Below are 22,783 nucleotides of genomic sequence, written 5' to 3'. Positions count from 1 at the left end.
TCATTGCGGATAGCAGACTTCGAGCGGCTCGGAGCTGACCTTCCCTCCACGGCGGATCTCGACCTCGATGCACGTCACGGCGCCGTCCTGCACGTTGGGGATGACGACCGAGGTCTCACTTGTCGTCGCCCCTTCCTTGCCGCCCTCGCCGAGCCTCCAGTAGTAGACGTCGCCCGGCTGCGGGTCGGGGTTCGACCAGGAGAAGGTGACGGATCCGTCGGGGCTCCGGACGGCGACGGGGGCGACGAGCACCGGGGGGAAGCCGCCGGACTGGATGGAGACGGGGGTCGTCGTCGCACGGCCGATCTCCTCGTCTGCGGGGGCGAGCATCCAGGAGATCGCCGCGACGATGCCGATCGCGAGCACGAGCCCTCCGGCGATGACGCCGACGAGCCCGTTCCTGGAGAGCTTCCTCGACGAGGCGGCGGCGTTCGCCGCGCGCTCGCGCGCCAGCTCGTCTGCCCTCGACGCGGGCGCGTCGATCGTGCTCCCAGATGCCTCTCCGAACGTGCGAGCGGGCGCGGCGGCCACGGCGTCCGCACGAGCGGGGGTCGTGATGGGGCGAGCCGTCGTCGGACCCGAGTCGTCGCTCGGTGCTCCCCCGGTGTGCTCCGTCCCGCGGGGCCGCCTGCCGGTTCGGGGTCCGCTGGCCGTCTCGTACCTCGCGGCGAACCCGCCCCGGGACTGCTGAGCCGCGACCCTGACCACGGCGCGCGCCGAGGTCAGCTCGGCCTTGCTGGCGCGGGCCCCCTCGTGCACCTGGGCGTTGATGAGGGAGACGGGCCGCAGGCTCGTGGCGTCCGCATCGCCGCCGCCGGTCGCAGCCGTGGCCGAGATCGTCATGTTGGGCACGTCGATCGCCGTCGGGGCGTAGTTGAGCTCCAGCTCGACGCGCTGCAGCGCGTAGGCGAACTCGACAGCGCTCTGGTACCGGTGGGCTGGGTTGCGGGCCATGGCCTTGTGGAGCACGCTCACGAGCGACCGGGGCACGTCGCCGCGGAGGATCGGCGAGATGGCGCCGCGCTCGATGCGGGAGATGAGGTCGAGCGTCGTGTTGCGCTCACCGGGGCGCTCGAAGGGAGTGTGGCCGGCGACGAGCGAGTAGACGGTCGCGCCCAGCGAGAACACCTCGCTGCGCACGTCGGGCTTGGGCTCGTCCTCGAACATCTCCGGCGGCGACCATGGCACGGACAGGCCGCCACCACCAGTGGGGGGCGCCTCGACGAGGTCGTCCGCCTCTGCGAGCTCGTCGTCGACGGCGGACGAGATGCCGAAATCGGTGAGGGCGGGCCAGCCGAAGTCGTTCGTGAGGATGTTCGCCGGCTTCACGTCACGGTGCAGGATGCCGACGGTGTGCGCCGTCGCGACGGCGCTGGAGATGCGCACGCCCGTGCGCAGCGCCTCCTCGACGGGGATCTGCTCGCGCTTGTAGCGATCCGAGAGGCTGAGCCCGGACGCGTACTCCATGACGAAGTAGGGACGCCCGTCGCCGGCCACATCCGCCTGGAAGATCGTGACGATGTACGGGTGCGACGACATCTGCGCCATCAGGTTGGCCTCGCCGATGAACGCCTGCCTGCTGGTCTCGCCGAGGTCGTCGCCGCCGAGGAGCACCTTCACGGCGACGAGGCGCCTCGGGAACTGCTGCTCATACAGGAAGACGTCGGAGAACCCGCCGGAACCTAAGTGCTTTCGGTAGAGGTAGCCAGGGATCTCGGGCGGCTCGGCTGGGGATCGTCGCTGCCCTGCCATGGCTAGCGCCTCGCCGTCATGGCGAGGTTCCGCACGGTGAGGAAGACCCCGCTTCCGAGGTCGATGACCGTGTCCGGCATGACCGCGGTCGGCTCCCCCGCTCGCAGGCGCTGCGGGCCGCGTCCGGGCATGACGACGTCGGTGCCGTTGCGGGAGTGGAGGTCGGTGACGACGATGACGCCGCCCTCGACGGTGAGGAGCACGTGGTTGCGTGAGATGTCGGTGGCGCCGGTCAGCTTGACGTGGCGAGGCAGGACGCCGCCCGTCTGCTCCGCGCCCATGCTGGGCGCCCTTCCGAGCACGAGCGGACCCGCCAGATCGACGGTGGCACCCGTGGACAGCTCGACGATGTACGACGCATCTCCCCCGCCGGCGCGCTGCTCTAGCGGGTTCTGCGCAGGCGGGTTCTGCGCAGGCGGGTTCTGCTCAGCTGACGAGTCCGGTGAGACGTCGACGGCGCGCTGCTGCCGCCGCTGGTCGGCGGCGTGGGCCGTGAGGGAGGCGAGGTCCGCCTCCGGGCGCGTCTCGGAGGAGAGCGCCTGGACGAGCACGGTGTCGGCGAGGTCTCCGCCACGCGGGGCGGACTCGTGGCGGTGGGCGTCGTCGACGCGGAGGTCTCGGAGGGAGCCGCCGACGATCGTGAGGCCGTCGTGCTCCCCGACCTCGTCGAGCGCCGCCGGGGCCTCGAGCACCTCGGAGGCCGGAGGGGTCGCGTGGGCCGCAGGCTGCTGGGCGCTGCCGTCCCGGAACTCCTGGCGGGCGGCGCTGCGCGCTGAGGCCTCCTGGCGGATGCGGCTCGCCTCGGCGCTCAGGATCGTACGGCCATCGTGCTCCCCGACCTGATCCGCAGTGACCTCCGGGTCGAGGATCGGCACGGGGAAGGTCTGGACGTCACGGATCGGTGACTGGTCGCGGGTCGGCAGCTCGTCACGGTCGAGTCTCGGCGCATCGACGCCGTCGTCGGAGCCGGAGTCGGAGTCGGAGCCGGGTGTCGTCGTGGCCTCGGGCGGCAGGTCGAGGATGGTCGCCTCGGAGATGGCGTCGCTGCTATGCCCGCTGTCGCCGATGTGCCTGCTCTCTTCGCCGTCTGGACCTGAAGCCGGGTCCGCGTCCGGACCGTGGGTGCCGCGCGACTCGAGGGCCCGCGAGTGCAGGTTCGGCGTGTCGAGATCCGGGTCCGGGGCGACGACCGTCTCCGGTCCCACGCCCACGGGGGCGCGCGTCTCGGAGATCTCCTCGTCGCAGGCGGCGAAGAGCAGCTGGATCGGGACCTGGTCGAGTCCCCGCCGATCGTTCTCCACCGTGACCTCGACGCCTCGCGCCGACGGCAGGAGCACCTCGACCCACGTCGATGCCTCCCCCGCGCTGATGACGGCCGGTCGGATGCCGACGTGCGGTGCGCTCGGCAGCTCCTCGACGCGGAGGGGGCCCCGCGCGAAGACACGCAGCCCGTTGCCCTCGCGCGTCAGGTAGACGAATGGGGCGACCTCGCTGAGCGGTCCTGTGCCGATGATGGCGGCGAAGACCTTGTCGAGCGAGAGGGCACCGTCGGCGAACGCGAGGCGTGCGGCCCCGATGGTCCCGGTCCCCTCGCGGGCGCCACGAGACTCGGCGCTCGCATCCACGGGGGTCGACTCCGCAGGATGCGACGGGGCAGATTGCGATGGGGCGGGGTGCGACGGGGCAGACGGGCGCACCAGAAGAAGGGCATGCCGACGCTGGCGGAAGACCACCGGAGCTTCTGCCTCGACCTCGTGGGGTGCCTCGGTCATGGTTACCTCGGCGTCGTGTCTTCGAAGGTGTCGTCTGCGGCCGGGGCTGCGATCGGCCCCGTCGTGACGGGCGGGGTCGCCGATGCCTGGTCGGCGTTCGCGTACTCGGAGTCGATGACGACGACGCTCACGTTGTCTCGTCCGCCGACCTCGACGGCCGTCTGCACGAGCGTCTCCGCGAGGGTCAGCTCCGGTTCCGGATCGGAGTGGTACTCGAGCATGACCTGCGAGATCTGCTCGTCGCTGAGCTCCTTCGTGAGTCCGTCGGAGCAGACGAGGAAGACCTGATGGCCGTGCACGGGCATGAGCCAGATGTCGGCCTCGACGTCGCTCTCGGAGCCGACCGCCCGCGTGATGACGTTCCGGTCGGGGTGGATGAGCGCATCCGCTGCCGAGATGAGGCCCATGGCCACCATCTCCTGCACGGCGGAGTGGTCGACGGTCACCTGCACGAGCGCGCGACCGTTCCAGCCGTACACGCGGGAGTCGCCGACGTTGAAGATCATCCAGTGCAGCAGCTCGGCGCCGAGGTCGGCGAGGTCGACGAGGGCGATGCCGGACAGCGTGGTTCCCGCCACGGCGCCTGGCCCGTCGGCTTCGGTCACGAGGTCCTGCACGGCACGGTTGGCGCGGTCGATGGTGCGCAGCACGCGGTCCGGGGTTGCCGGCTCCTCGACCTGGAACTCCTCGTCGAAGGTCGCGACGACGGTCTGGCTCGCGCGGTCGCCGTAGGCGTGGCCGCCCATTCCATCTGCGACGAAGAAGACGGGCATGCGCGCCAGCACGGAGTCCTCGTTCACCTGGCGCACGCTTCCGACGTCGCTGGCGGCGCTCACGCGCAGCGCGACGGCTTCCTCCGCGCGTGCGTACGACGAAGCCAGTTCAGTATTCACAAATAGCACCTCTGGAACTCTGCCCGGGTGGCCTGCCCCGAAGGCACACCTTGTACGCGTAGATCGCGCGTGCGTCCATTGTGGCATTGCGGCGGCGCTGCTGCGAGACCGGCCCGCGACACCGTCGGACTCTCACACCTCGTCCAGGATCGTGCCGAGCCGGTCGAGGCGGATGCGGCGCGTCACGCCGAGCCGTCCCAGGAAGCGCTCATCGTGGCTCACGACGAGCAGCGCGCCACGGTAGTCGCGCAGCGCGTCGACGAGCTGCGCCGTCGACTCCCGGTCGAGGTTGTTCGTGGGCTCGTCGAACAGCAGGAGCTGCGCGGGCGGGGTGGCGAGCAGCAGGCGCACGAGGGAGACCCGGAAGCGCTCGCCGCCCGAGAGCGAGGAGACGGGCCGCTCGACGACGGCGCCTCGCAGCAGGAACCGCGCGAGCTGGGCGCGGAGCTCCTGGGCGGCGGTCTCGGGGGCGGAGCGCTGCACGTTCTCGAGGACGCTCGCGTCGTCGTCCAGCCCGTCGAGGCGCTGGCGCAGGTATCCGACTCGGCTCGTGGACGCCGTGACCCAGGCTCCCCCTCGGGTCTCGATGCGCTCGCCGCCGGCGGCGGCACCGGCACCGGCACCCTCCACGCCGAGCGACTGCGCCGACGCGGCGATCGCGTCGAGGAGCGTGGTCTTGCCGGAGCCGTTCGGACCCGTCAGCGCGATGCGCTCCGGGCCCATGATGACCAGCCGCCCGGCGGCCTCGGGCCGCGCAGGCTCGGGCCGGGCAGGATCAGGGTGCGCCGGGCCGGGCTGCGTCGGTTCGGCGCGCGCGGGGTCAGCGCGTGCCGCTGCCAGCTCGAGCGTCACGAGGCGGCGGGAGGTCGCGACATCCGGGTCCGGGAGGTGGATGCGGATGCTCGCGTCGTCCCGAACTCGCCCCTCGGCGAGCTCCACCGCCGCCTCGGCCCCCGCGAGGCGGGAGTCGTGCTGGCTCCGGAGCCTGCCGGCGGAGACCTGGGCTCGCGCCTTCTGCCCGTTGAGGAGGATCTTGGGCGCGCGCTTGTTGGCCTGCGCCTTCTTCCCCGCGCGCAGGCTGCTCGCGATCTTCACCTCGGCTTCGCGCCGATCGCGCTGCTCTGACCTCAGGGCGCTCTCCGCGGATCGGAGCGCCTGCGCGGCCGCCGCCTGCTCGCGCTCGAGCTGCAGCAGGTAGGCGCTGTACCCGCCGCCGGTCACCGCCAGCTCACCGCCCCTCACCTCGGCGATCTGGTCGACGTGCTCGAGCAGCTCCTCGTCGTGGCTCGCGATGACCAGCGTGCCTCGCCACGATTCGACGAGCGCCGCGAGGCGGTGTCGCGCATCCCGGTCGAGATTGTTGCTCGGCTCGTCCAGCAGCACGATGGGCGCCCTGCCGAGGCGGAGCCCGGCGATGGCGACGAGCATCGCCTCGCCGCCGGAGAGGCCGCCGAGGGTGCGCGTGAGCATCCCCTCGTCGAGCCCTATGGCGCGCAGCTCGGCCGCGGCGAGCGTCTCGATGTCCCAGTCGTCGCCGAGCACGTCGTAGTCGGCGGGGTCGACGGAGCCGCCCTCGATGGCGCGGAGGGCGGCGATCTTGCGATCGACGCCGAGGAGCGCGGCGACGGGAAGCTCCGTGTCGAGGGTCAGCTGCTGCGGCAGGTAGGCCACGTCCGCATCAGCTCGGACCGCGCCTCCCGTCGGCGCCAGCTCCCCCGCGAGCAGGCGCAGCAGCGTCGACTTGCCGCTGCCGTTTCGGCCCACGAGGCCGGTTCGCCCGGGCGGGAAGGCCCCGGTGAGCGCATCGATGGCCGGGGACCCGTCCGGCCAGCTCAGGCTGAGGCGGTCGAATGAGAGTGGGTGGTTGTTCTTCGGTGTCGTCTGAGACACGGTGCTCCCTGAAGGTTCAGTGCGCGCACTGACACCGGGAGCCTCAGGAGGTGGGTTCGACGGGCGTCAGCGCACAGCGTGCGGTGCGGGGGCGTCGAGAGTCTTCACCGGCCTGCCGATCTTCGGGAACAAGAACGCGAAGACTTTAGCACTGGACGCCGAGAACCGTCCGAATTCCCGAGAGCACAGCCGGGGCGCGCAGGCCCGGCGAAGCGCACAGAGCCCGGCCGGAATGAACAGAGCCAGGCAAGAATGCACGAAGCCCGGTGCGAGAGAATTCTCGAACCGGGCTTGTGTTGGTGATCCCAGCGGGATTCGAACCCGCGCTGCCGCCGTGAGAGGGCGGTGTCCTAGGCCGCTAAACGATGGGACCGTTTTGGCAACTCGGATATTCTGGCACACCGGGGAACGGCAAAGCAAATCGGGTTTTCGGAGTCGGCGCGTCGCCCGCCATTCCGGGCCACGACTCGGGCCACGCGCCAGCCGTGCCGCGGGGCGCGCTGCCGGTCGATGATCCGTGGAACGGGCCACCCGTCGAGGAGTCCGTCAGTCACGAGTTGCTAGCGTTGCACTTCGTCTGGGCCTGCACGGGGCCGCCGCCACCAAGGGGGAACATGCGCCTCACCAAGCTCGAGCACGCCGCACTCTCGATCGAGAAGAGCGGCTCGCGTCTCTTCATCGACCCGGGCAAGTTCACGACCCCGATCACTGAGGCGGCCGGGACGGTCGCCATCGTCATCACGCACGAGCACGACGACCACTGGACGCCGGAGCAGCTGACGCGCATCCTGTCCCGGAATCCGAGGACGCCCATCTTCACCACGCCGTCCGCGGCGGAGAAGATCATCGCTGCAGACCTCCCCGACATCGGCGAGGTCATCGACGTCGTTGCCGGGGAATCGGTGCTGGTCGGGGGCTTCGACCTGCAGTTCTTCGGCGGCGAGCACGCCGTCATCCACAGCTCGATCCCCCGCATCGAGAACATCGGCGTGCTCGTGGAACGAGGCGCGTTCTACTACGGCGGCGATGCCTACGTCGCGCCGGAGGGGGTCGACATCGACGTGCTCGCGGTCTGCGCGAACGCGCCGTGGATGCGCCTCGCCGAGTCCATGGACTACGTCGAGCGGGTGCGCCCCAAGCGAGTGCTGCCCGTGCACGAGATGCTGCTGGCCAAGGTCGGCAAGACGCTCGCGGTCACGCGTCTGCGGGAATCCGCGGACCGGGTCGGCGCGAACCTCATCGACCTGCAGCCCTTCGAGACGCTCGAGCTCGACTGACGCCCGGCCCCGCTGAGCTGATGCTCTCCGGCCCGCACCGGTCGGCCCGGCGTCAGTGATCGCGGAGCAGGTCGATGAGCTCGCTCTTGCGCTTGCCGGAGTATCCGGTCAGCTCGAGCTCCTTGGCCCGCTTCCGCAGCTCATCGACGGTCCAATCCTCGTAGGAGCCGGCTTCCCCGCCCTTCTTGCCGACCTCGCTTCGCCCCTTCCGGGCGGCGGCGTTCGAGATCCTGGCGGCTTTCTCCTTCGAGTTGCCCTCGTCGCGCAGCTTCTCGTAGAGCTCTTCGTCCTTCAGGCCCGGCTGGTTGTCGGCGCCGGACTTCTTCTTGGCCATCGACTGTTCCTCTCGCTCGTGAGCTGACGCTCGCCCTGTGCTCGTGCCCGCTCGCTCGCGGTGCCCGCTCAGAGGTTCTTGCCGCCCGTGACGGCGATGATGGCGCCCGTCGTGTAGCTGGCGTCGTCGGACGCGAGGTAGACGTAGGCGCCAGCGAGCTCGGCGGGCTGGCCGGCGCGCCCGAGTGGCGTGTCCTGCCCGAAGCTCGCGAGCTTCTCCTCGTCCCACCCAGTGGCGGGGATGAGCGGCGTCCAGACAGGGCCGGGGGCGACGGCGTTCACGCGCACGCCCTTCGGCCCGAACTCCTTCGCCATGGACTCGGTGAGCGAGACGAGGGCCGCCTTCGTCATGGCGTAGTCGAAGAGCCCATCACTCGGCTCGTAGCCCTGCACCGACGAGGAGAAGATGACGGATGCGCCGGGCGGGAGGTGCGACTCAGCTGCTCGGAGCGTGTAGATGGGCGCCTCGAGGTTCGTCGCGATCACGCGCCTGATCTCGTCGGTCGGGGTGTCGCCGATGCTCGTGCGGTCTCGCTGGTAGGCGGCGTTGAGGACCAGCAGGTCGATGCCCCCGAAGGCGGCGACGGTCGCGTGGACGATCTCGGCGCAGTACTGCTCGTTGCGCAGGTCGCCCGGCAGGAGGAGCCCGGTCTCGCCCGCCTCGTTGATGAGGCGCGCCGTCTCTTGCGCATCGGCTTCTTCCTCGGGCAGGTACGAGATCGCGACCTTGGCGCCCTCTCTGGCGTAGGCGATGGCGACGGCGCGGCCGATCCCGGAGTCTCCCCCGGTGATGAGCGCGCGGCGGCCCTTGAGCCTGCCGTGGCCGGTGTAGCTCCGCTCTCCATGGTCGGGGGCCGGGGTGGTCTCGCCCGTGAGTCCGGGCTGCTGCTGCCCCTGGCCGGGGAATCCGCTCTCGCGGAACAGGGTGCGGGGGTCGGTGAGTGCGGTCATCGTGCGCCTCCGTGGGGTCGGTCGTGCGTCGTGACTGGCGGGAGGCTCTCGTGACGAGGTGCGCCCCGGCCGGGACCGAATCAACGCTAGGGACCGAACGTGGGCATTCACTGACCAGCGGGTGCACGCGCTCCCAGCTTCTTGCGCGGCACGCGCCCCGACCTTCCCGCGCGGCTACCGCGTGCGCCGCACCCCGAACGCGACGATCGCCGCACATCCGCTTGCCAGGACCGCAACCGCGACGAGCAGCGGGAGCATGCCGAAGGTCGGGGCGAGGGCGGAGAGGATGGCGGGCAGCGCGAAGCCGATGTAGGTGAGCGCGTAGTACAGGCCGGTGAGTCCCGCGAGGTTGCGGCCGCCGGCCATCGCCTGCACCTCGACGAGCCCCGTGAGCATGCAGACGCCGTAGGAGCCGCCGAGGAGCACCCCGGCGGCGCAGGCGACGAGCGGAGACTGGACGGCGACGTTGGCGGCGACGAGGAGGGTCCCGAGGGCCAGGAGCCCGAGCCCCACCGAACCGGAGGCTCCGCCGACGCGGGCGGCGATGCGCGGCACGCTCGGCTGGATGAGGAAGCCGACGGTGAGCGACACGAGCGTGAGGAGCGCCGCGAAGGCGATCTCGAGGCCCCCGAGCCGCTCGACGACGATGGCGGGCGACACGGCGAAGGCCAGCGCCGGGGCGGCGAACACCCACGGCGCCATGGGCACCACGACGGTGAAGAAGCGCCGACGATGCTCGGGCGCGATGACGACATCCACGAGCGGGCGACGCTCACGTCCCCTTCCCTGCGGGCCAGATCGATCGCCGGCGGTCTCGATACCGCGAGCCAGCGCGACGGCTGCGGCGCTCGTCAGGACGAGCTGCACGACGTAGGGCGTGATGGTCGGCCACGGGGCCCACTGGGCGAGCACTCCGGCGGCGACCGCGCCGAGCAGGAAGCCCGCCGTGATGGTGAGGGATGCGCGTCTGGCGGTGACGGCTGGCGGTACGGTGCCGGTCGAGAGCTCGCGGATCCATGTGGTTCCGACGACCATCGCGACGGCCACGGAGAGGCCGGAGAGGAGGCGCCCGATCATCATGGCTGTGGGGCTCGCGCTGCCGAGCGCGAGCACGACCGCGGCGGCCACGCTCAGGACCACGGAGACCGCCATGAGGGGCTTCCGCCCGAAGCGGTCGGAGAGGGAGCCGGCGATGAGGAACCCGGGAATCAGCCCGATGATGTACGCGCCGAAGAAGAGGTCGACCTGCAGGGCGGAGTAGCCCTCGACCTTCCGGTAGAGCAGCAGGAGCGGGGTGAACTGGTTGCCACCCCACGCCATCATGAGCACGGCCGGCGCGGCGGCGAGCCACGAGCGCTTGCCGCGCGCGGCAGACGCCGCCGTCGGCTGGGTCATCCCTTGAGCACCTTCATCGTGAAGTGCGAGGTCACCCGGTGGACGCCGGGGAGGCGCCACATCTTCTCGCGGAGCAGCTTCTCGAAGCTCTCGAGGTCGGCCACCTCGACGCGGATCGCGTAGTCGGGCGAGCCGAACATGCGGCGAACCTCGGTGACCTCGTCGAGCTCGACGGCCTGCGACTCGAACGCCTCCACCGTGGTGTGCGCCTGGCTCGTGAGGTCGACGTCGATGAGCACCTTGAAGGCGCGTCCGACCCTGTCGGGGTTCACCTCGGCGTGGTAGCCGAGAAGGACCCCGTCCTCCTCGAGGCGGCGAACTCGGCGCAGGCAGGGCGCCGGGGTGAGCCCCACGCGCTGCGCGAGTTCAGCGTTCGTCAGTCTGGCGTTTCCCTGCAGTTCGCGAACGATTGCGCGATCGATGGTGTCCACACTTGATTATTGCCGAATGTGGCGCCTGGAGGCACGCATCCGCTCTCGGAATGCGCGGCTTCCGTGCCAAGATCTCCGCATGACCACCGCAGATCCAGGAGCGCGCGGCGCCCGCCCGCCGGGATCCGCGGCGCCCCAGACGGACCCTGCCGCGGATCCAACCGCGGGAGCGCTCTTGGGGCCACCCGCCGAGATCCCGGCGACTCGCGGGGAGCGCATCCGGGCCGGACTGCGCGACTCGCTCGCCGCGGGACTCGGAGTGGTGCCGCTCGGCGTGGCGTTCGGCGTGCTGGTCCTGCAGGCAGGCCTGCCCTGGTGGGTCGCCCCGTCCCTGTCGGTGTTCGTGTACGCGGGTTCGATCGAGCTGCTGCTCGTCGGGCTCATCGCCGCGGGCACGCCCATCGCGACGATGGCCCTCACCACGTTCTTCGTCAACTTCCGCCACGTGTTCTACGCGTTCTCGTTCCCCCTGCACCTCGTTCGGGGCCGGCTCGCGCGCCTCTACTCGATCTGGGCGATGACCGACGAGGCCTACGCGATCGTCACGCCCATCCCCCGCGAGCAGCGGTCCGCGACGCGACTGCTCACCCTGCAGCTCGCCCTGCAGACGTACTGGGTCGGCGGGGGCCTGCTCGGGGTGGCACTCGCGAGCGTCCTCCCCGGCGAGATCAAGGGCCTCGAGTTCTCGCTGTGCGCGCTCTTCACGGTGCTCGCCCTCGACGCGATCCGCTCCCGTGACGACGTGCCGTCGCTCCTCATCGCCGGCCTGAGCGTCTCTTTCGGGCTGCTCTTCGTGCCAGGGGCGCCCCTCTTCGCGGCGCTCATCCTCTTCGCCGTCGCGCTCGCGGTGCGCGCGCTCTTCGCCGCGAGACGAGACCGCACGGAGGCACCGGTGAGCGATGTTTGACGCCTGGTGGTTCGTGGGCGCACTCGCGGTGTGCGGCGGCATCACGTTCGGGCTCCGCGCCCTGCCGTTCGTCGCGCTCAAGCCGCTTCGCGACTCCAAGACGGTCCAGCGACTCTCGGTCTGGATGCCCGCGGGAATCCTCGCGATCCTCGCCGCCGTCACCTTCAGCGACTTCGCGAGCGAGCCGCGCACGGCACTCTGGGCGGCGCTCGCGCTCGCCGTGACGGTGGGCGTGCACCTGGGCTTGGGGCGCAGGACACTGCTCAGCGTCGGACTCGGCACGGCGACCTTCGTCGTGCTCGTAAACCTCTTCTAACGCCCTCCAGCTCTGAGCGTCTTCCAGCTTTTCCGGGTCCCTTCCCGTTTCTCCGAGCCGGGTCGAGCGAACACCCCGAGGCCGGGGTTCGCTACCTCGGCTGGCGAGTGTCGTAACTGGACTGGAATGCGCGGTGCCCGTAGCCGTCGCGCAGCATGACGACGAGGGTCGCGGTCACTCCGGCAACGGCGATGGCGGCGACGACGATTCCTGTGATGATGAGCGTGATGAGTTCCATGGGGCCACCTCCGTGACGGTCGACGAGTACTGCAGATAGGCACATCCAATCGCCACATTGGCCTGGCCGTCGCGGTCCACTTGGCGCATACTGGACCCATGGAGTCGACATCTGGTTCTCGCATATCCGCACGCACGCTGCTCTCCTTGGCGGGCGAGCTTCGTGACGACTCGTCCGCCTACGAGGCCCTCGCGGAGCGCATCCGCCTGTTGATCGTCGATGGGCGCATCCCGGTGGGGACGCGCCTGCCCTCGGAGCGCGAGCTGGCTGTGCAGTCCGGGCGCAGTCGCACGACGATCGTGGCCGCCTACCAGTCGCTGCGCGACAGCGGGCATGTGCTGAGCCGGCAGGGTTCGGGGAGCCGGGTGACGCTCCCCCGCCTCGGCAGGCAGGATTACCGCCCGAGCGGCGAGGGAGAGAACTTCGGGGTCGATTTCGCTCGCGCGGTGCCGCCGCCCGTCGAGGGGCTGGCCGAGATCATCGCGGACGCCGCGAGCTCGATGCCGCTTGCGCTCGGCGCCCCCGGTTTCGACCTCCTCGGCACCCTGTCGCTGCGCTCGGCGATCGCCGAGCGCTACACGGCGCGCGGGCTGCCGACGACGCCCGAGCAGATCATCGTGACGATGGGCGCCCAGCACGCGATCTCGCTGACGGCCCACACGCTCCTCACGCGCTCGGATCTCGTCCTGGTGGAGTCGCCCACGTATCCGCACGCCTACGAGGCGATGCGCCGCGCCGGCGCTCGACTCATCGCGACGCCGGTGACCACTGGCGGCTGGGAGATCGAGCACCTCATCGAGACCATCGAGCGGATGCGCCCCGCGCTCGCGTACCTCATCCCCGACTTCCACAACCCGACGGGCGCGTCGATGCGGCCGGAAGACCGGGTGCGGGTCACGGAGGCGGCTCGGGCGGCCGGCACGATCCTCGTCGTGGACGAGACGACCGCGGACCTGTCGATCGACCGGCCGTGGGACGACGGCCCGTTCGCACGTCACGCGCGCGGTGCGTCCCCGTTCTCCGGCTCGGGAGTCGTGACGGTCGGCTCTCTCAGCAAGGCGGCCTGGGCCGGTCTGCGCATCGGGTGGATCCGCGCCGATGCAGCTCTGATCCGCCGCTTCGTGCAGGCCCGTCCGGCCGGCGATCTGGGGACGCCGCAGATCGAGCAGCTCCTCGCGGAGCGTGTCGTGCGGGCGCTTCCGGAGCTGCTGCCCCGGCGCCGCGAGCAGATGCGCCTGCACCGCGACGCCCTGCACGCCGCGTTGAGCCTCCACCTGCCGGAGTGGCACGTGCCGTGGCCAGACGGTGGGCTGTCGATGTGGGTGCACCTGGCGCAGCCGGCGAGCTCCGCGATGACGTCCCTGTCGGAGGCGCGCGGCCTGGCCCTGGTCGCTGGTCCGAAGTTCTCCATCGACGGAAGCCTCGAGCGGTTCCTTCGGGTGCCGTTCACAGCACCCGTCGCCGATCTCGAAGCTGGCACGCGGATCCTCGCCGAATCCTGGGCGCAACTCTCGGCGCGCGACGTGCGATCGATGGCGGATACGCGTCTTCCTGAGATGGTGTAGTCCATGGTTCTCTTCCTCAGCGACATCGACGGCACGCTGCTCAGCGCTCAGCGCACGCTCTCTCCACGGACGATCGCGGCGATCGAGGCGGTGCGAGCGGCCGGCCATCACTTCGTGCTGTGCTCGTCCAGGCCCCCGGAGTCGATGCGGGTGCTCGAGCGCCTGTACGGCGGCATCGGCTCGCCGCTCGTGGCCTTCAACGGCGGGCTGGTGCTGTCCGGCGACGGCGAGGTGCGACACGACGTTGCCATCTCGGCCGCTGATGCGCGCTTCATCGCCGATCACTGCGAGGCGAGCGGCTTGCACGCGAGCTTCTTCGCCGGCGAGCACTGGTATGCGTGGGGTGAGGACGAGTGGACGGACCGGGAGCGCACCCACACGTGGGTGTTCCCGGAGCCTGCCTCGACGTTGGAGTTCGTCGCCTCTGGCGGCGTGGATGTGACGCCGCCGCACAAGGTGATGTGCATGGGTGACCCTGCCCTGGTCGATGCGCTGGAGGCGGCCCTCGCGGACCGTTCGGGCGTCGTGACGTACCGGTCGAAGGACACGTACCTGGAGATCGCGAACGCAGCGTGCTCGAAGGGCACGGGCCTGCTCGCGGTCGCTGATCTGCTGGGGGTGGCGCGGGAGGACCTCTACTACTTCGGCGACAACTTCAACGACCTGCCGGCCTTCGAGGTCGTCGGCCACCCGATCGCCGTTGCGAACGCCCGCCCGGAGGCACTCGCGGTGGTGGAGTCGGTGATTCCGAGCAACACCGATGACGGTGTCGCGGTGTTCCTCGAAGATTGGCTCGCCGGAAGCGCGGGTTGACCTGGCGCGACCAGTCCACTGACCTTCGGGTGGACCGCGACACGCCCGGGCGTCTCCGATTGGATTGCGGTATCCGGTGTTTGCCGGCAGATCACGGAGGTGGACTCATGGAACTTCTCGCTCTTGGTATCGGGGTTGTGGCGGTTGTCGCCTTCGCGGCGGAGACTGTTCGCGCCGTCCGCAAGGATGGGTACGCGCAGCGCCCCACGCGCTTCGGCTACAACACTCGTCAGCCGCAGCTCTAGCAGCAGCTCTCGTCGCAGCTCTCCTCGCAGCACTTCATCGCAGCACTTCATCGCACTGCTGCGCTCTCTCGATTGAGAGGGCTTGGGAGGGTCTTGGTGAGCAAACGGTGCCGCCCTGGTCTTCGTGACCACGGCGGCACTTTCGCGTTTGCGCGCCATAGCGGGGCCCTCTGAGCCGCGCCGCTCCTCTCCGCGCTTGCCACCCTGGCCGGTCTCAGGGTCTTCGGTTGAACTGCGGTCGGGTGGCCTGGGTGTTGCTGGGTGCGTATCCGCGGCGGCGGACGGTTCTGGGCGGCACGTGGCGTCCGAGCGCGGGTACGACGTGCCAGCGTCCGTTGCTGCTGCGAGTGAGGGTGAGTCTTTCGCGGTGCACTTCGTGGTGGTGGAAGGAGCACAGCAGGATGCCGTCTTTCGCGTCGGTTGGTCCGCCCTGACTCCAGGGGAGGGCGTGGTGCACTTCGCACCAGCGGACTGGTGCGCTGCATCCGGGTGCGCGGCAGTGCCGGTCGCGGGTTGCGATCGCCCGGCGTTGGGCTGTGGTGAAGAGGCGTTGCTTGCGGCCGAGGTCGAGGATCTCGCCGTTGGTGTCGGTGATCGCGATGCGGATGAACCCGTCGCAGACGACCTGGGCTGCGACCGACGGTGGGATTGGCTCTCCGGTGCGCTCGAGGTGGGGCAGGTCTTCGGGTCTGGTGGCTGTGCCGTCTTGTCCGGCGGTGGTGGTGACGATGATGACCGTTGGGGCCTCGCCGCCGGTGCGGGGCGCGTCGGGCGACTCGGCGTAGGCGCGGACGATCATCGTCAACGCGTCGATGCGCTGCTGCTCGATCGACCGCGGGTCAACCAGTGGGACGTCAACGATCTCGTCCTCACCGACGTCGCCTTGGTTGTCACCGTCGCTGCAGCCGGCACCGGACGGGAGTTCATCTGGTCCGAGTGCTGGCGCAAGTGGTTCCCCGCACTCGGATGCGGCCGGGAACTCCACGGCACGGCGCGGAGAGAGGAGGGCGTCGAAGACTGAGAGCAGCTGCTCGCCTTGCTCGGGCGTCGCGACGAACTTCCCTGACACCGCACCGTCGGCGCAACGCGTAAACCAGAGGCCGCGCTCTTCGGCGATCTTGTCGGCGCGCGGCTCGTCGCCGTCGGGGTCGAGGTAGGAAACCCAGGTCGCGGCCTGCACCTCGAGCACCTTCGGCACCGCGGGCTGTTCATCTTCCGGATTCAGGCCGCACGCGGACGCCACCAGCTCGATCTCGGCACGCGCGAGCTCGTCGACGTCCACCCGGTTGCCGGTGCGGTCGAGCCCCTTCGTGATCGCGGTCGCCTGCGCCACCGACAGAACCCCGGAGCCCACCGCCCTCGACACCTCCGCGTATCTCGGCGGGATCGGCTCACCTGTAGCGCTCATCCGCTCCCTCGTCGCCTCTGCGACGTGCAACAAGGTCTTCGCCTCGAAGGGCTTCACCGCGAGCACCTGCTCGACCATCGCCGCAAGGTTCCGAAACCCGGACTTCCGAGCGACCGTCTCCGATCTCGGAGACTCGTCTTCGCGGCGCAAGAGTTCGCCAGCTACCTCAACGAGCGCGGCGTCCAGGACGCGTCGGCGAGCAGCGAGCTCGCGGAGCACGACGACGATCTCTGCGTCCGGAAGGCTTGCCATCTGGCATCGCGCCTCGAGGAGCGCGTCCACGACAGCCGTCTCGCCGGTGGACTGCATTAACGACTGTCCTGACGACTCTCCTGACGACTGACGATGCGCCTCCTGCTCAGCCTGCGATGCCACGATAACCTCCCCCAAGATCACCATCAGACTAGCACTGGACCGCACCAAAATCTATATCAGGACCAGGTTTTCTTCGAGAAAATAGAAGCTAGCTTCGAACGGAAGATCTGCCCCGGAATACCCCAGGTGAGCAGAGGAAATCCACCCGCACTTCGCCACGGGCCCCGCCCGAGCGAGCACGAGCCGCGCCGCTGCCGAGCGAGGAGGAGCACAGCAGCGTCCTACGCTGACGTGATGACCTACCTCCCCCGAGTGGTCGAGCACTCAGCCCTCACACCGGCCGAGCTCACGGCCCTGCGTGCACTCTTCGATCGCGAGTACCGCTCAGTGCACGGCGAGTGGGATCCCGAGCAGCCCTACGGCTACGCCCCGGCCTCCACGCACGCGATCGTCTTCGACGCAGCAGGTTCGGCCGTGGCGCACGTCGGGTTCCAGCGACGCGAGATCACGGTCGGCCGCGCCCAGGTCGTCGTGGCCGGCACGGGTGGCGTGCTCGTCGATGACGGGCTCCGAGGCCAAGGCCTTGGCGAGCTCGCGATGTCGCTCGCTCGAGGTGCGATGCGAGCCACCCACGACCTCGAGTACGGCTATCTGGGATGCCGGGAAGACGTCGTGCCCTTCTACGAGCGGACCGGGTGGCATCGCATCCGCGTCGTCGAGCGAAGCACTCCGCGCTCGCTCCCACCCGAGACGATGATGCCACCCGAGACAGTGATGCGAGCGGAGACGAGTGTCGAGGCAGTCGTCGAAGCGGGGTCTCCGGTGCTCATCTCGCCGATCCGGCAGAGCGTCGATTCCTGGCCTCCTGGTGTGGTCGACCTCCGGGGCAGACCCTGGTAGCGCGGGGCGGGTAGCCGGCAACGACCAGCGGCAGCAAGCAACAGGTAGCCGCGTCGGGCAGCCAGCAACGCGCGACGGACAGTCGGCAGCGAGTAGGAGGCAGCGACCGGCGGCGCTAAAGAGCTGGGGTCGGCCCCTCGCCGGCTCCCCCTGACTCGGGCCGGCCTGCGGCGTACCGCGCCTCGAGCTCGCGGAGGCGCTTGAGTCGCGCCCACGGGACGAATCCGATCCACATGACGGATGCCACTGCCGCTCCCATGATCATCGACGAGATATCCATGCGGCCCACGGTACGAGATCCGCCCCAGCCGGCGCATCGGCTGCGCGACGGAGATCGCGGACGCCGACCGCCGGGCCGTGCCTGCGCGTCTGCCCGTCCCGCGGCCCCTGCCCTTGTCCCCTACCCGTGCGCTGTGCCTGTGCCCCTGCCCCTGCCCCTACTCCCCGCTCCAGCGCCGGTCGCTGCGGTCGAGCAGCACGTAGATCGTGCGGATGAAGGCGACCAGGGCACCGATCGCGCAGATGCCGCTCACGACGAGGGACACCCAGAAGATCATCGTGAGCGCCTCCTGCTGCTGGGTGCCGACCGTGAGCTGGGCGGACGCCAGCGATGACACGACTCCGCTGAGCGCGCCGACGAGCACGAACACCATCCACCACATGAACGAGGTCGTGGACGACCCGTCGGCCGCCGACCGGAACGAGCCCCTGGAGTGCGAAGTCATGCGTCCAGTCTGTCGATCTCGGCCCGTCGGGGAATCCCCGGAGACCCGAGGCAGACCTGGGGCACCCCGCAGTCGCCGTCCGGCTCGGGCGTGCAAAGATGACCGCATGTCGCGCACCCCGACCGAGCTTCTGAGCCCCGCAGACCAGGAGCGCCGGCGCAGCCTGCGAGTCATGAAGGCGGTGGCGTTGGGGGCCCTCCTCTTCATGGCGGTGGTGTTCGTGGTCGCGTTCGCGCTGCAACGAGATGTGCCGGCGTTCGCGTACGTCCGCGCCGCCGCGGAGGGCGGCATGGTGGGCGCGCTCGCCGACTGGTTCGCCGTGACGGCCCTCTTCCGGCACCCGCTGGGCATCCCGATCCCGCACACGGCGATCATCCCGAAGCGGAAGGACGAGATCGGCCGCACGCTCGGCGAGTTCGTGGAGACCGAGTTCCTGCGCGGCGACGTGGTGCGGACGAAGCTGCAGGCCACGTCGATCGCGGCCCGCCTCGGCGAATGGATCGAGCAGCCGGAGCACGCCGAGCGAATCGCCTCCGAGGCCTCCATCATGGCGACGGGCGTGCTCGAGGCGCTCAGCGACGACGACGTCCAGGGCCTCATCGAGGACCTGGCTCGCGAGCACCTCGTCGAACCGCAGTGGGCTCCCCCGTTGGGTGAGTGGATGTCGCGCGTCGTCGCGACCGGCGCACATCGGGGCGCCGTGGACCTGGCCGCCGACAGCGCCGCCGCGTGGCTCGCCGCCAACCAGAGCGCCTTCGATGGCCTCGTGTCGAGGCGTCTCCCCTCGTGGGTTCCGTCGGTCGCGACCAAGCTCGTCGACAACACCGCGTACAACGAGGCGGTCAAGTTCGTCGCGGCGGTGCGAGCGGACGACGCGCATCCCGCCAGGGCCGCCATCGACGGCTACCTGGCTCGCCTCTCGGACCAGCTGCAGCACGACCCGGAGCTCATCGCCCGCTTCGAGGGCGCCAAGGGCAACATCTTCGACAGCCCCCGCATGCGCGAGCTGGCCGCGGAGGCCTGGAACGCCGCGAAGACGGGCCTCCTGCGCTCGCTCGCCGACCCGGAGAGCGCGCTCCGCACCCGCGCCACGGCGGCGCTCGTCGACATCGGTCAGCGACTGACGACGGATGCGCAGCTCCAGCAGCGGGTGAACACGTGGGTCATCGACGCGGCGGTGTTCCTCGTCGACCGGTATCGGCACGAGATCTCGTCGATCATCTCGGACACCGTCGCCAGCTGGGACGCCGATGAGACGAGCGAGAAGATCGAGCTCATGGTGGGCCGCGACCTGCAGTACATCCGCCTGAACGGCACGATCGTGGGCGCCCTCGCGGGCGTGACGATCTTCACGGTCGCCCACGCCTTCCTCGGCTGAGGTCCCGCGGCCAGCATCCTTCACTGTCTCGAGGCCGGTCAGCCGTAGAGCTCCCGGTAGCGTCTCTGGGCGGCGGGGTGCAGCGCGATGGGGACGGTGTCGATGAGGTTCGACGCGGTCAGGTACTGCACGCCGAGCGACCCTTCCGGCACGAGCTGCGCGGCGTCTCGGATGAGGACGTCGACGAGCGCCCTCGCCACCTGGTCCGGGAGGTCGGGCCTGGCAAGCAGGTAGTTGGAGACCCCGATCGCGGGCACCGCTTCGGCGCTCCCGTAGGTGCTGGCAGGAACCGCCGTGAGCGTGTAGACGCCGGGATGCTCGAGCTCGAGGGCCGGGAGCGCATCGGTGAGGTCGACGAGCTCCACCGCGGTGTCGAGGTCCTGCACGGCGGGGAGCGGCAGTCCGCCCGACCAGAAGATCGCGTCGACGGTGCCGGCCTCGAGGGCGGAGACGGCCTCATCGAGGTACAGCTCGGAGATGACGCTCGCGCCCGCGCCCTCGAGGAGGCCCAGCGTGCCGAGGAGCCGCCTGGCGGTGAGCGCCGCACCGGATTGGGGCGCCCCGACCGAGACGCGCCGCCCGGCGAGATCGCCGATGGCGCTGACGGGCCCGTCTGAGCGCACGAAGCACTGCAGGTAGTTCTGGTAGACGCGCCCGATCGCGACCTTGTTCTGCGCGTCGGTCGCCGCCGCGTCGGCGAGCACGATGGCGAGCTCGGCGTCGCGGGCCTGCAGCATGGCCAGGTTCTCGACGCTGCCACCCGTCGTGACCACGTCGAGCCCCGCAGTGCCGTCTCGGCGGAGCGCTTCGCGGAGCAGCTCGCCGAACTGCACGTAGGTGCCGCCCTGCTCGCCGCAGGCCATGCGGATGCGCGGGGACGGCTGCCCGAGAGAGCATCCGGCGAGCGCAAAGGTCGCGGCGGCGGCCGAGGCCGCACCGGCGCCGAACAGCAGGCCGCGCCTCGTGAGGGTCACCACGTCCGCACCAAGCTGATGCGGGCGCGGAGCCCTCCTTCTGGGGCGCGGTCGTAGTCGACGGTGGCGCGGTTGGCGCGTGCCAGCTCCCCGACGATCGCGAGGCCGAGCCCGGTCCCCGGCAGGGATCGGTGGCTCGGCGAGCGCCAGAACCGCGTGCCGAGCTGGGCGAGCTCGTCCTCGTCGACGCCTGGTCCGTCATCGCTGATCTCGAGCACCGCGCGTGGACCGTCGATCTCGAACGCCTCGAACGCCTCAGGCGGTTGGCTGCGGCCGTCAAACGCACCGTCAGGCTCCCCCTCGCCGGGCGCCGCCGCGGACCACCCGGAGCTGGGCGTCGCGGCGAACCGGATCGTGACGCTCGCCCCCTCGCCCGCGTACTTCCGCGCGTTGTCGAGCATGGTCTCGACGATCTCCTCCAGGTCGCTCTTGCGGCACGCGACCCTGATCTCCTCGTGGCCGTCGAAGCGCAGCCGCATGCCCTCCTCGCGGAACCGCTCCTCGTGGGGTGCCGCGAGCATGGCCGCCGAGGTGAGGTGCTCTCGCGCGGCGCCGTCGGCGAAGCCCGTGCGCCTGCCGCTCGCCTCTGCCGTGGCGCGGTGCTCGGCATCGGCGAGCACCAGCATCCGGTCGACGACGTGCTCGAGACGGTCGAGGTCGCCGCCGACGGCCTCCAGCGCCGCCTCCTCCGACTCGTCGCGCGGGAGGGCGTCGATGCGCAGGCGGATCGCGGCGAGCGGGTTGCGCAGCTGATGCGACGCCTCGGCGACGAACCCCCGCTGCTGCTCGAGCGCGTCCTCGACTCCCCTCGACATGCGCGCGAACGAGGAGGAGAGGCGCCTGAGCTCGAGGGGCCCGGTCGCGGCCGCGAGGTCGGGCTCCCGCTGCTCGGCGAGGGCGTTCGCGGCCGCGTCCAGGGCACGAACGGGACGCAGCACCCAGCTGGTCCAGAACTGCGACGCGGCGAAGAGCAGCAGCAGGAGCAGCAGGCCCGCGAGCGCGACGAGCGCCCACCAGCCGGTGATCTGCGCTTTCGCCTCCGTCTGGTTCACCTCGAGGACGACCGCCCCGGATGCGGCGCTCGCGCCGTTCGCGAACGGCTCGGCCACGAGGTGGGTGTCGTCGCTCCACGGGTAGATCGTCGAGATGGAGCGCTGCGGCACCGTGCGCGACGCGGCGAGCACGAGCGACGCGACCTGCGGGTCCAGCTCGATGCCGCCGACGGCGGACACGACCTGGCCCTCGCTGTCGACGACCATCGCCGCTTCGCCGTACGTCTCGGCGAAGCGCTCGAGGTAGCGCTCGAGCCCGGACGCGTCGTCGGCGGCCACCGCCGTCTCCGCGCGCTGCACGATCTGGTCCATCGAGGTGGCGCGCTGCAGGGTGAGCTGCTGGGTGCGGTTCACGGCGATGCCCTCGCTGGCCGGGACGATGATGGCGATGACCGTGAGCAGTCCGAAGAGCATGAGGGGCAGCAGCACCTGCAGCTTCATCGCGCCGGCTTCGTCTCGAGCCGGTAGCCGAAGCCGCGGATCGTGGTGATGGCGACGGCGGGCAGCTTCTGGCGCAGCTGCGCGAGGTGCACGTCGAAGGAGCGCGAGGTGGCGGCGTAGGCGTCGCCCCACACCTGGTCGAGGAGCTCCTGCCTGCTCACGGCCCTGCCGAGCCGTTTCGCGAGAATCGCGAGCAGCTCGAACTCGGTCGGCGTGAGCGAGACCTCGGCGCCGCCGACGACGACTCGCCGCGAGAGCAGCTCGATCCTCGCGTCGCCGAGCTGCACCACCTCGGGCTCGGCCGCGGGCGCGCGACGCCTGGCGACGGCGTCGATGCGGGCGAGCAGCTCGTGCATGCGAACGGGCTTCACGAGGTAGTCGTCGGCGCCGAGGCCGAGCGCTCGCACCGTCGAGCGCTCGTCGCCGCGGGCCGTGACGACGATGACGGGCACCTGGCTCACCTGGCGGAGCCGCCTGAGCACCTCCAGGCCGTCCATGTCCTCGAGTCCCAGGTCGAGGAGCACGAGCTCGGCGTCTCGGTGCTGGAGCAGCACGTCGCTGCCGCGGGCGACCTGCACGCAGGCGTGATCGGCGCGGCCGAGCACGGCCGCGAGGGCGGCGGAGACGGACGCGTCATCCTCGGCGACGAGCACACGCATACCCCCAATGGTAGGCGCGGGCAGAGATGCGAGGTCCACGTAAAGGGAATGTAAGGATCCGCTCGCGCCCCTTGCCCGGTGCAGAGAGTTGTCCAGTACACCCACACCGAGGTGGGGCCAGGGCTCCGCCTGCTGGCAGATGAAGATCAACGA

The 22,783-nt window shown here is 70.5% G+C and carries 23 protein-coding genes and 1 tRNA gene; 8 read left to right on the top strand and 16 right to left on the bottom strand.

Translation table 11 applies throughout. The annotated features are described in order from the left end of the window. The 5 genes from ITJ61_RS15715 to ITJ61_RS15695 all read right to left on the bottom strand — a co-directional run bounded on the left by ITJ61_RS15715 (position 1) and on the right by ITJ61_RS15695 (position 6,680). Positions 1-1,752, bottom strand: coding sequence for a serine/threonine-protein kinase (locus ITJ61_RS15715; RefSeq protein ID WP_228497127.1), 1,752 nt, complete (start codon positions 1,750-1,752; stop codon positions 1-3). A 2-nt stretch (positions 1,753-1,754) separates the two neighbouring features. Next, positions 1,755-3,524: an FHA domain-containing protein gene (locus tag ITJ61_RS19940; protein ID WP_228497126.1), complete on the bottom strand. Its 1,770-nt coding sequence runs from the start codon at positions 3,522-3,524 to the stop codon at positions 1,755-1,757. A 2-nt stretch (positions 3,525-3,526) separates the two neighbouring features. After that, positions 3,527-4,417, bottom strand: a complete 891-nt coding sequence (locus ITJ61_RS15705) for a PP2C family protein-serine/threonine phosphatase (RefSeq protein WP_258063054.1) — start codon at positions 4,415-4,417, stop codon at positions 3,527-3,529. 132 nt (positions 4,418-4,549) lie between these two features. Beyond that, on the bottom strand, positions 4,550-6,307 hold the full coding sequence (locus tag ITJ61_RS15700; protein WP_194686801.1) for an ABC-F family ATP-binding cassette domain-containing protein: 1,758 nt from the start codon (positions 6,305-6,307) through the stop codon (positions 4,550-4,552). Positions 6,308-6,604: 297 nt separating this feature from the next. After that, positions 6,605-6,680, bottom strand: a tRNA-Glu gene (locus ITJ61_RS15695). A gap of 241 nt (positions 6,681-6,921) precedes the next feature. Between ITJ61_RS15695 and ITJ61_RS15690 the strand changes: the two genes are divergently transcribed. Further along, positions 6,922-7,584 carry an MBL fold metallo-hydrolase gene (locus ITJ61_RS15690; protein ID WP_194686800.1) on the top strand — a complete coding sequence of 221 codons (663 nt, stop codon included), beginning with the start codon at positions 6,922-6,924 and terminating at the stop codon, positions 7,582-7,584. Between the two features lie 52 nt (positions 7,585-7,636). Here the strand turns inward: ITJ61_RS15690 and ITJ61_RS15685 are convergent, their stop codons facing one another. From ITJ61_RS15685 to ITJ61_RS15670, 4 genes are all read right to left on the bottom strand, one after another. Next, positions 7,637-7,918, bottom strand: a complete 282-nt coding sequence (locus ITJ61_RS15685) for a Rho termination factor N-terminal domain-containing protein (protein ID WP_194686799.1) — start codon at positions 7,916-7,918, stop codon at positions 7,637-7,639. A gap of 68 nt (positions 7,919-7,986) precedes the next feature. Next, entirely contained in the window at positions 7,987-8,868 is an 882-nt protein-coding gene (locus tag ITJ61_RS15680) for an SDR family oxidoreductase (RefSeq protein ID WP_104298464.1), read from the bottom strand. 174 nt (positions 8,869-9,042) lie between these two features. Beyond that, positions 9,043-10,263 (bottom strand): MFS transporter, encoded by a 1,221-nt coding sequence (locus tag ITJ61_RS15675; protein ID WP_194686798.1) that lies wholly within the window; start codon positions 10,261-10,263, stop codon positions 9,043-9,045. Beyond that, on the bottom strand, positions 10,260-10,694 hold the full coding sequence (locus ITJ61_RS15670) for an Lrp/AsnC family transcriptional regulator (RefSeq protein ID WP_104330679.1): 435 nt from the start codon (positions 10,692-10,694) through the stop codon (positions 10,260-10,262). The genes ITJ61_RS15675 and ITJ61_RS15670 overlap by 4 nt, the downstream gene beginning before the upstream one ends. A 79-nt stretch (positions 10,695-10,773) precedes the next feature. On the opposite strand from ITJ61_RS15670, the gene ITJ61_RS15665 reads away from it, so the two are divergent. Next, positions 10,774-11,601: an AzlC family ABC transporter permease gene (locus ITJ61_RS15665; RefSeq protein ID WP_104341577.1), complete on the top strand. Its 828-nt coding sequence runs from the start codon at positions 10,774-10,776 to the stop codon at positions 11,599-11,601. Further along, positions 11,594-11,917 carry a branched-chain amino acid transporter permease gene (locus ITJ61_RS15660; RefSeq protein ID WP_104298460.1) on the top strand — a complete coding sequence of 108 codons (324 nt, stop codon included), beginning with the start codon at positions 11,594-11,596 and terminating at the stop codon, positions 11,915-11,917. The genes ITJ61_RS15665 and ITJ61_RS15660 overlap by 8 nt, the downstream gene beginning before the upstream one ends. A gap of 91 nt (positions 11,918-12,008) precedes the next feature. Here ITJ61_RS15660 and ITJ61_RS15655 read toward each other — a convergent pair whose 3' ends face one another. Then, on the bottom strand, positions 12,009-12,155 hold the full coding sequence (locus tag ITJ61_RS15655) for a hypothetical protein (protein ID WP_181057770.1): 147 nt from the start codon (positions 12,153-12,155) through the stop codon (positions 12,009-12,011). Positions 12,156-12,253: 98 nt separating this feature from the next. On the opposite strand from ITJ61_RS15655, the gene ITJ61_RS15650 reads away from it, so the two are divergent. From ITJ61_RS15650 to ITJ61_RS15640, 3 genes are all read left to right on the top strand, one after another. After that, positions 12,254-13,720: a PLP-dependent aminotransferase family protein gene (locus ITJ61_RS15650; protein WP_194686797.1), complete on the top strand. Its 1,467-nt coding sequence runs from the start codon at positions 12,254-12,256 to the stop codon at positions 13,718-13,720. 3 nt (positions 13,721-13,723) lie between these two features. Beyond that, complete coding sequence (locus tag ITJ61_RS15645) at positions 13,724-14,533, top strand: Cof-type HAD-IIB family hydrolase (RefSeq protein WP_104298459.1); 810 nt, start codon at positions 13,724-13,726, stop codon at positions 14,531-14,533. A 107-nt stretch (positions 14,534-14,640) separates the two neighbouring features. After that, positions 14,641-14,778, top strand: coding sequence for a hypothetical protein (locus tag ITJ61_RS15640; protein ID WP_160072589.1), 138 nt, complete (start codon positions 14,641-14,643; stop codon positions 14,776-14,778). Positions 14,779-14,992: 214 nt separating this feature from the next. On the opposite strand, the gene ITJ61_RS15635 is transcribed toward ITJ61_RS15640, so the two are convergent. Further along, positions 14,993-16,495 (bottom strand): HNH endonuclease signature motif containing protein, encoded by a 1,503-nt coding sequence (locus tag ITJ61_RS15635; protein WP_194686796.1) that lies wholly within the window; start codon positions 16,493-16,495, stop codon positions 14,993-14,995. A gap of 300 nt (positions 16,496-16,795) precedes the next feature. Here ITJ61_RS15635 and ITJ61_RS15630 point away from each other — a divergent pair, with 300 nt between their 5' ends. Continuing rightward, complete coding sequence (locus ITJ61_RS15630; protein ID WP_104298457.1) at positions 16,796-17,401, top strand: GNAT family N-acetyltransferase; 606 nt, start codon at positions 16,796-16,798, stop codon at positions 17,399-17,401. A 115-nt stretch (positions 17,402-17,516) separates the two neighbouring features. Here ITJ61_RS15630 and ITJ61_RS15625 read toward each other — a convergent pair whose 3' ends face one another. Continuing rightward, complete coding sequence (locus ITJ61_RS15625; RefSeq protein WP_181057766.1) at positions 17,517-17,681, bottom strand: hypothetical protein; 165 nt, start codon at positions 17,679-17,681, stop codon at positions 17,517-17,519. 157 nt (positions 17,682-17,838) lie between these two features. Beyond that, positions 17,839-18,126 (bottom strand): hypothetical protein, encoded by a 288-nt coding sequence (locus tag ITJ61_RS15620; RefSeq protein ID WP_104341581.1) that lies wholly within the window; start codon positions 18,124-18,126, stop codon positions 17,839-17,841. Positions 18,127-18,232: 106 nt separating this feature from the next. On the opposite strand from ITJ61_RS15620, the gene ITJ61_RS15615 reads away from it, so the two are divergent. Further along, positions 18,233-19,504: a DUF445 domain-containing protein gene (locus ITJ61_RS15615; RefSeq protein ID WP_104240588.1), complete on the top strand. Its 1,272-nt coding sequence runs from the start codon at positions 18,233-18,235 to the stop codon at positions 19,502-19,504. Between the two features lie 38 nt (positions 19,505-19,542). Here the strand turns inward: ITJ61_RS15615 and ITJ61_RS15610 are convergent, their stop codons facing one another. The 3 genes from ITJ61_RS15610 to ITJ61_RS15600 are packed head-to-tail and all read right to left on the bottom strand — an operon-like array spanning position 19,543 to position 22,630. Beyond that, a complete protein-coding gene (locus ITJ61_RS15610; RefSeq protein ID WP_194686795.1) occupies positions 19,543-20,481 on the bottom strand; it encodes a TAXI family TRAP transporter solute-binding subunit in 939 nt (312 codons plus the stop codon). Continuing rightward, entirely contained in the window at positions 20,475-21,971 is a 1,497-nt protein-coding gene (locus ITJ61_RS15605; protein WP_194686794.1) for a sensor histidine kinase, read from the bottom strand. The genes ITJ61_RS15610 and ITJ61_RS15605 overlap by 7 nt, the downstream gene beginning before the upstream one ends. Then, positions 21,968-22,630, bottom strand: coding sequence for a response regulator transcription factor (locus tag ITJ61_RS15600; protein WP_104240585.1), 663 nt, complete (start codon positions 22,628-22,630; stop codon positions 21,968-21,970). The genes ITJ61_RS15605 and ITJ61_RS15600 overlap by 4 nt, the downstream gene beginning before the upstream one ends. Positions 22,631-22,783 lie beyond the last annotated feature (153 nt).

Source organism: Pseudoclavibacter sp. VKM Ac-2888, assembly GCF_015351285.1.
Taxonomy (GTDB): domain Bacteria; phylum Actinomycetota; class Actinomycetes; order Actinomycetales; family Microbacteriaceae; genus Pseudoclavibacter.
The sequence above is the reverse complement of the archived record's forward strand: the minus strand, read 5'-3'. Positions and strand labels throughout refer to the sequence as shown.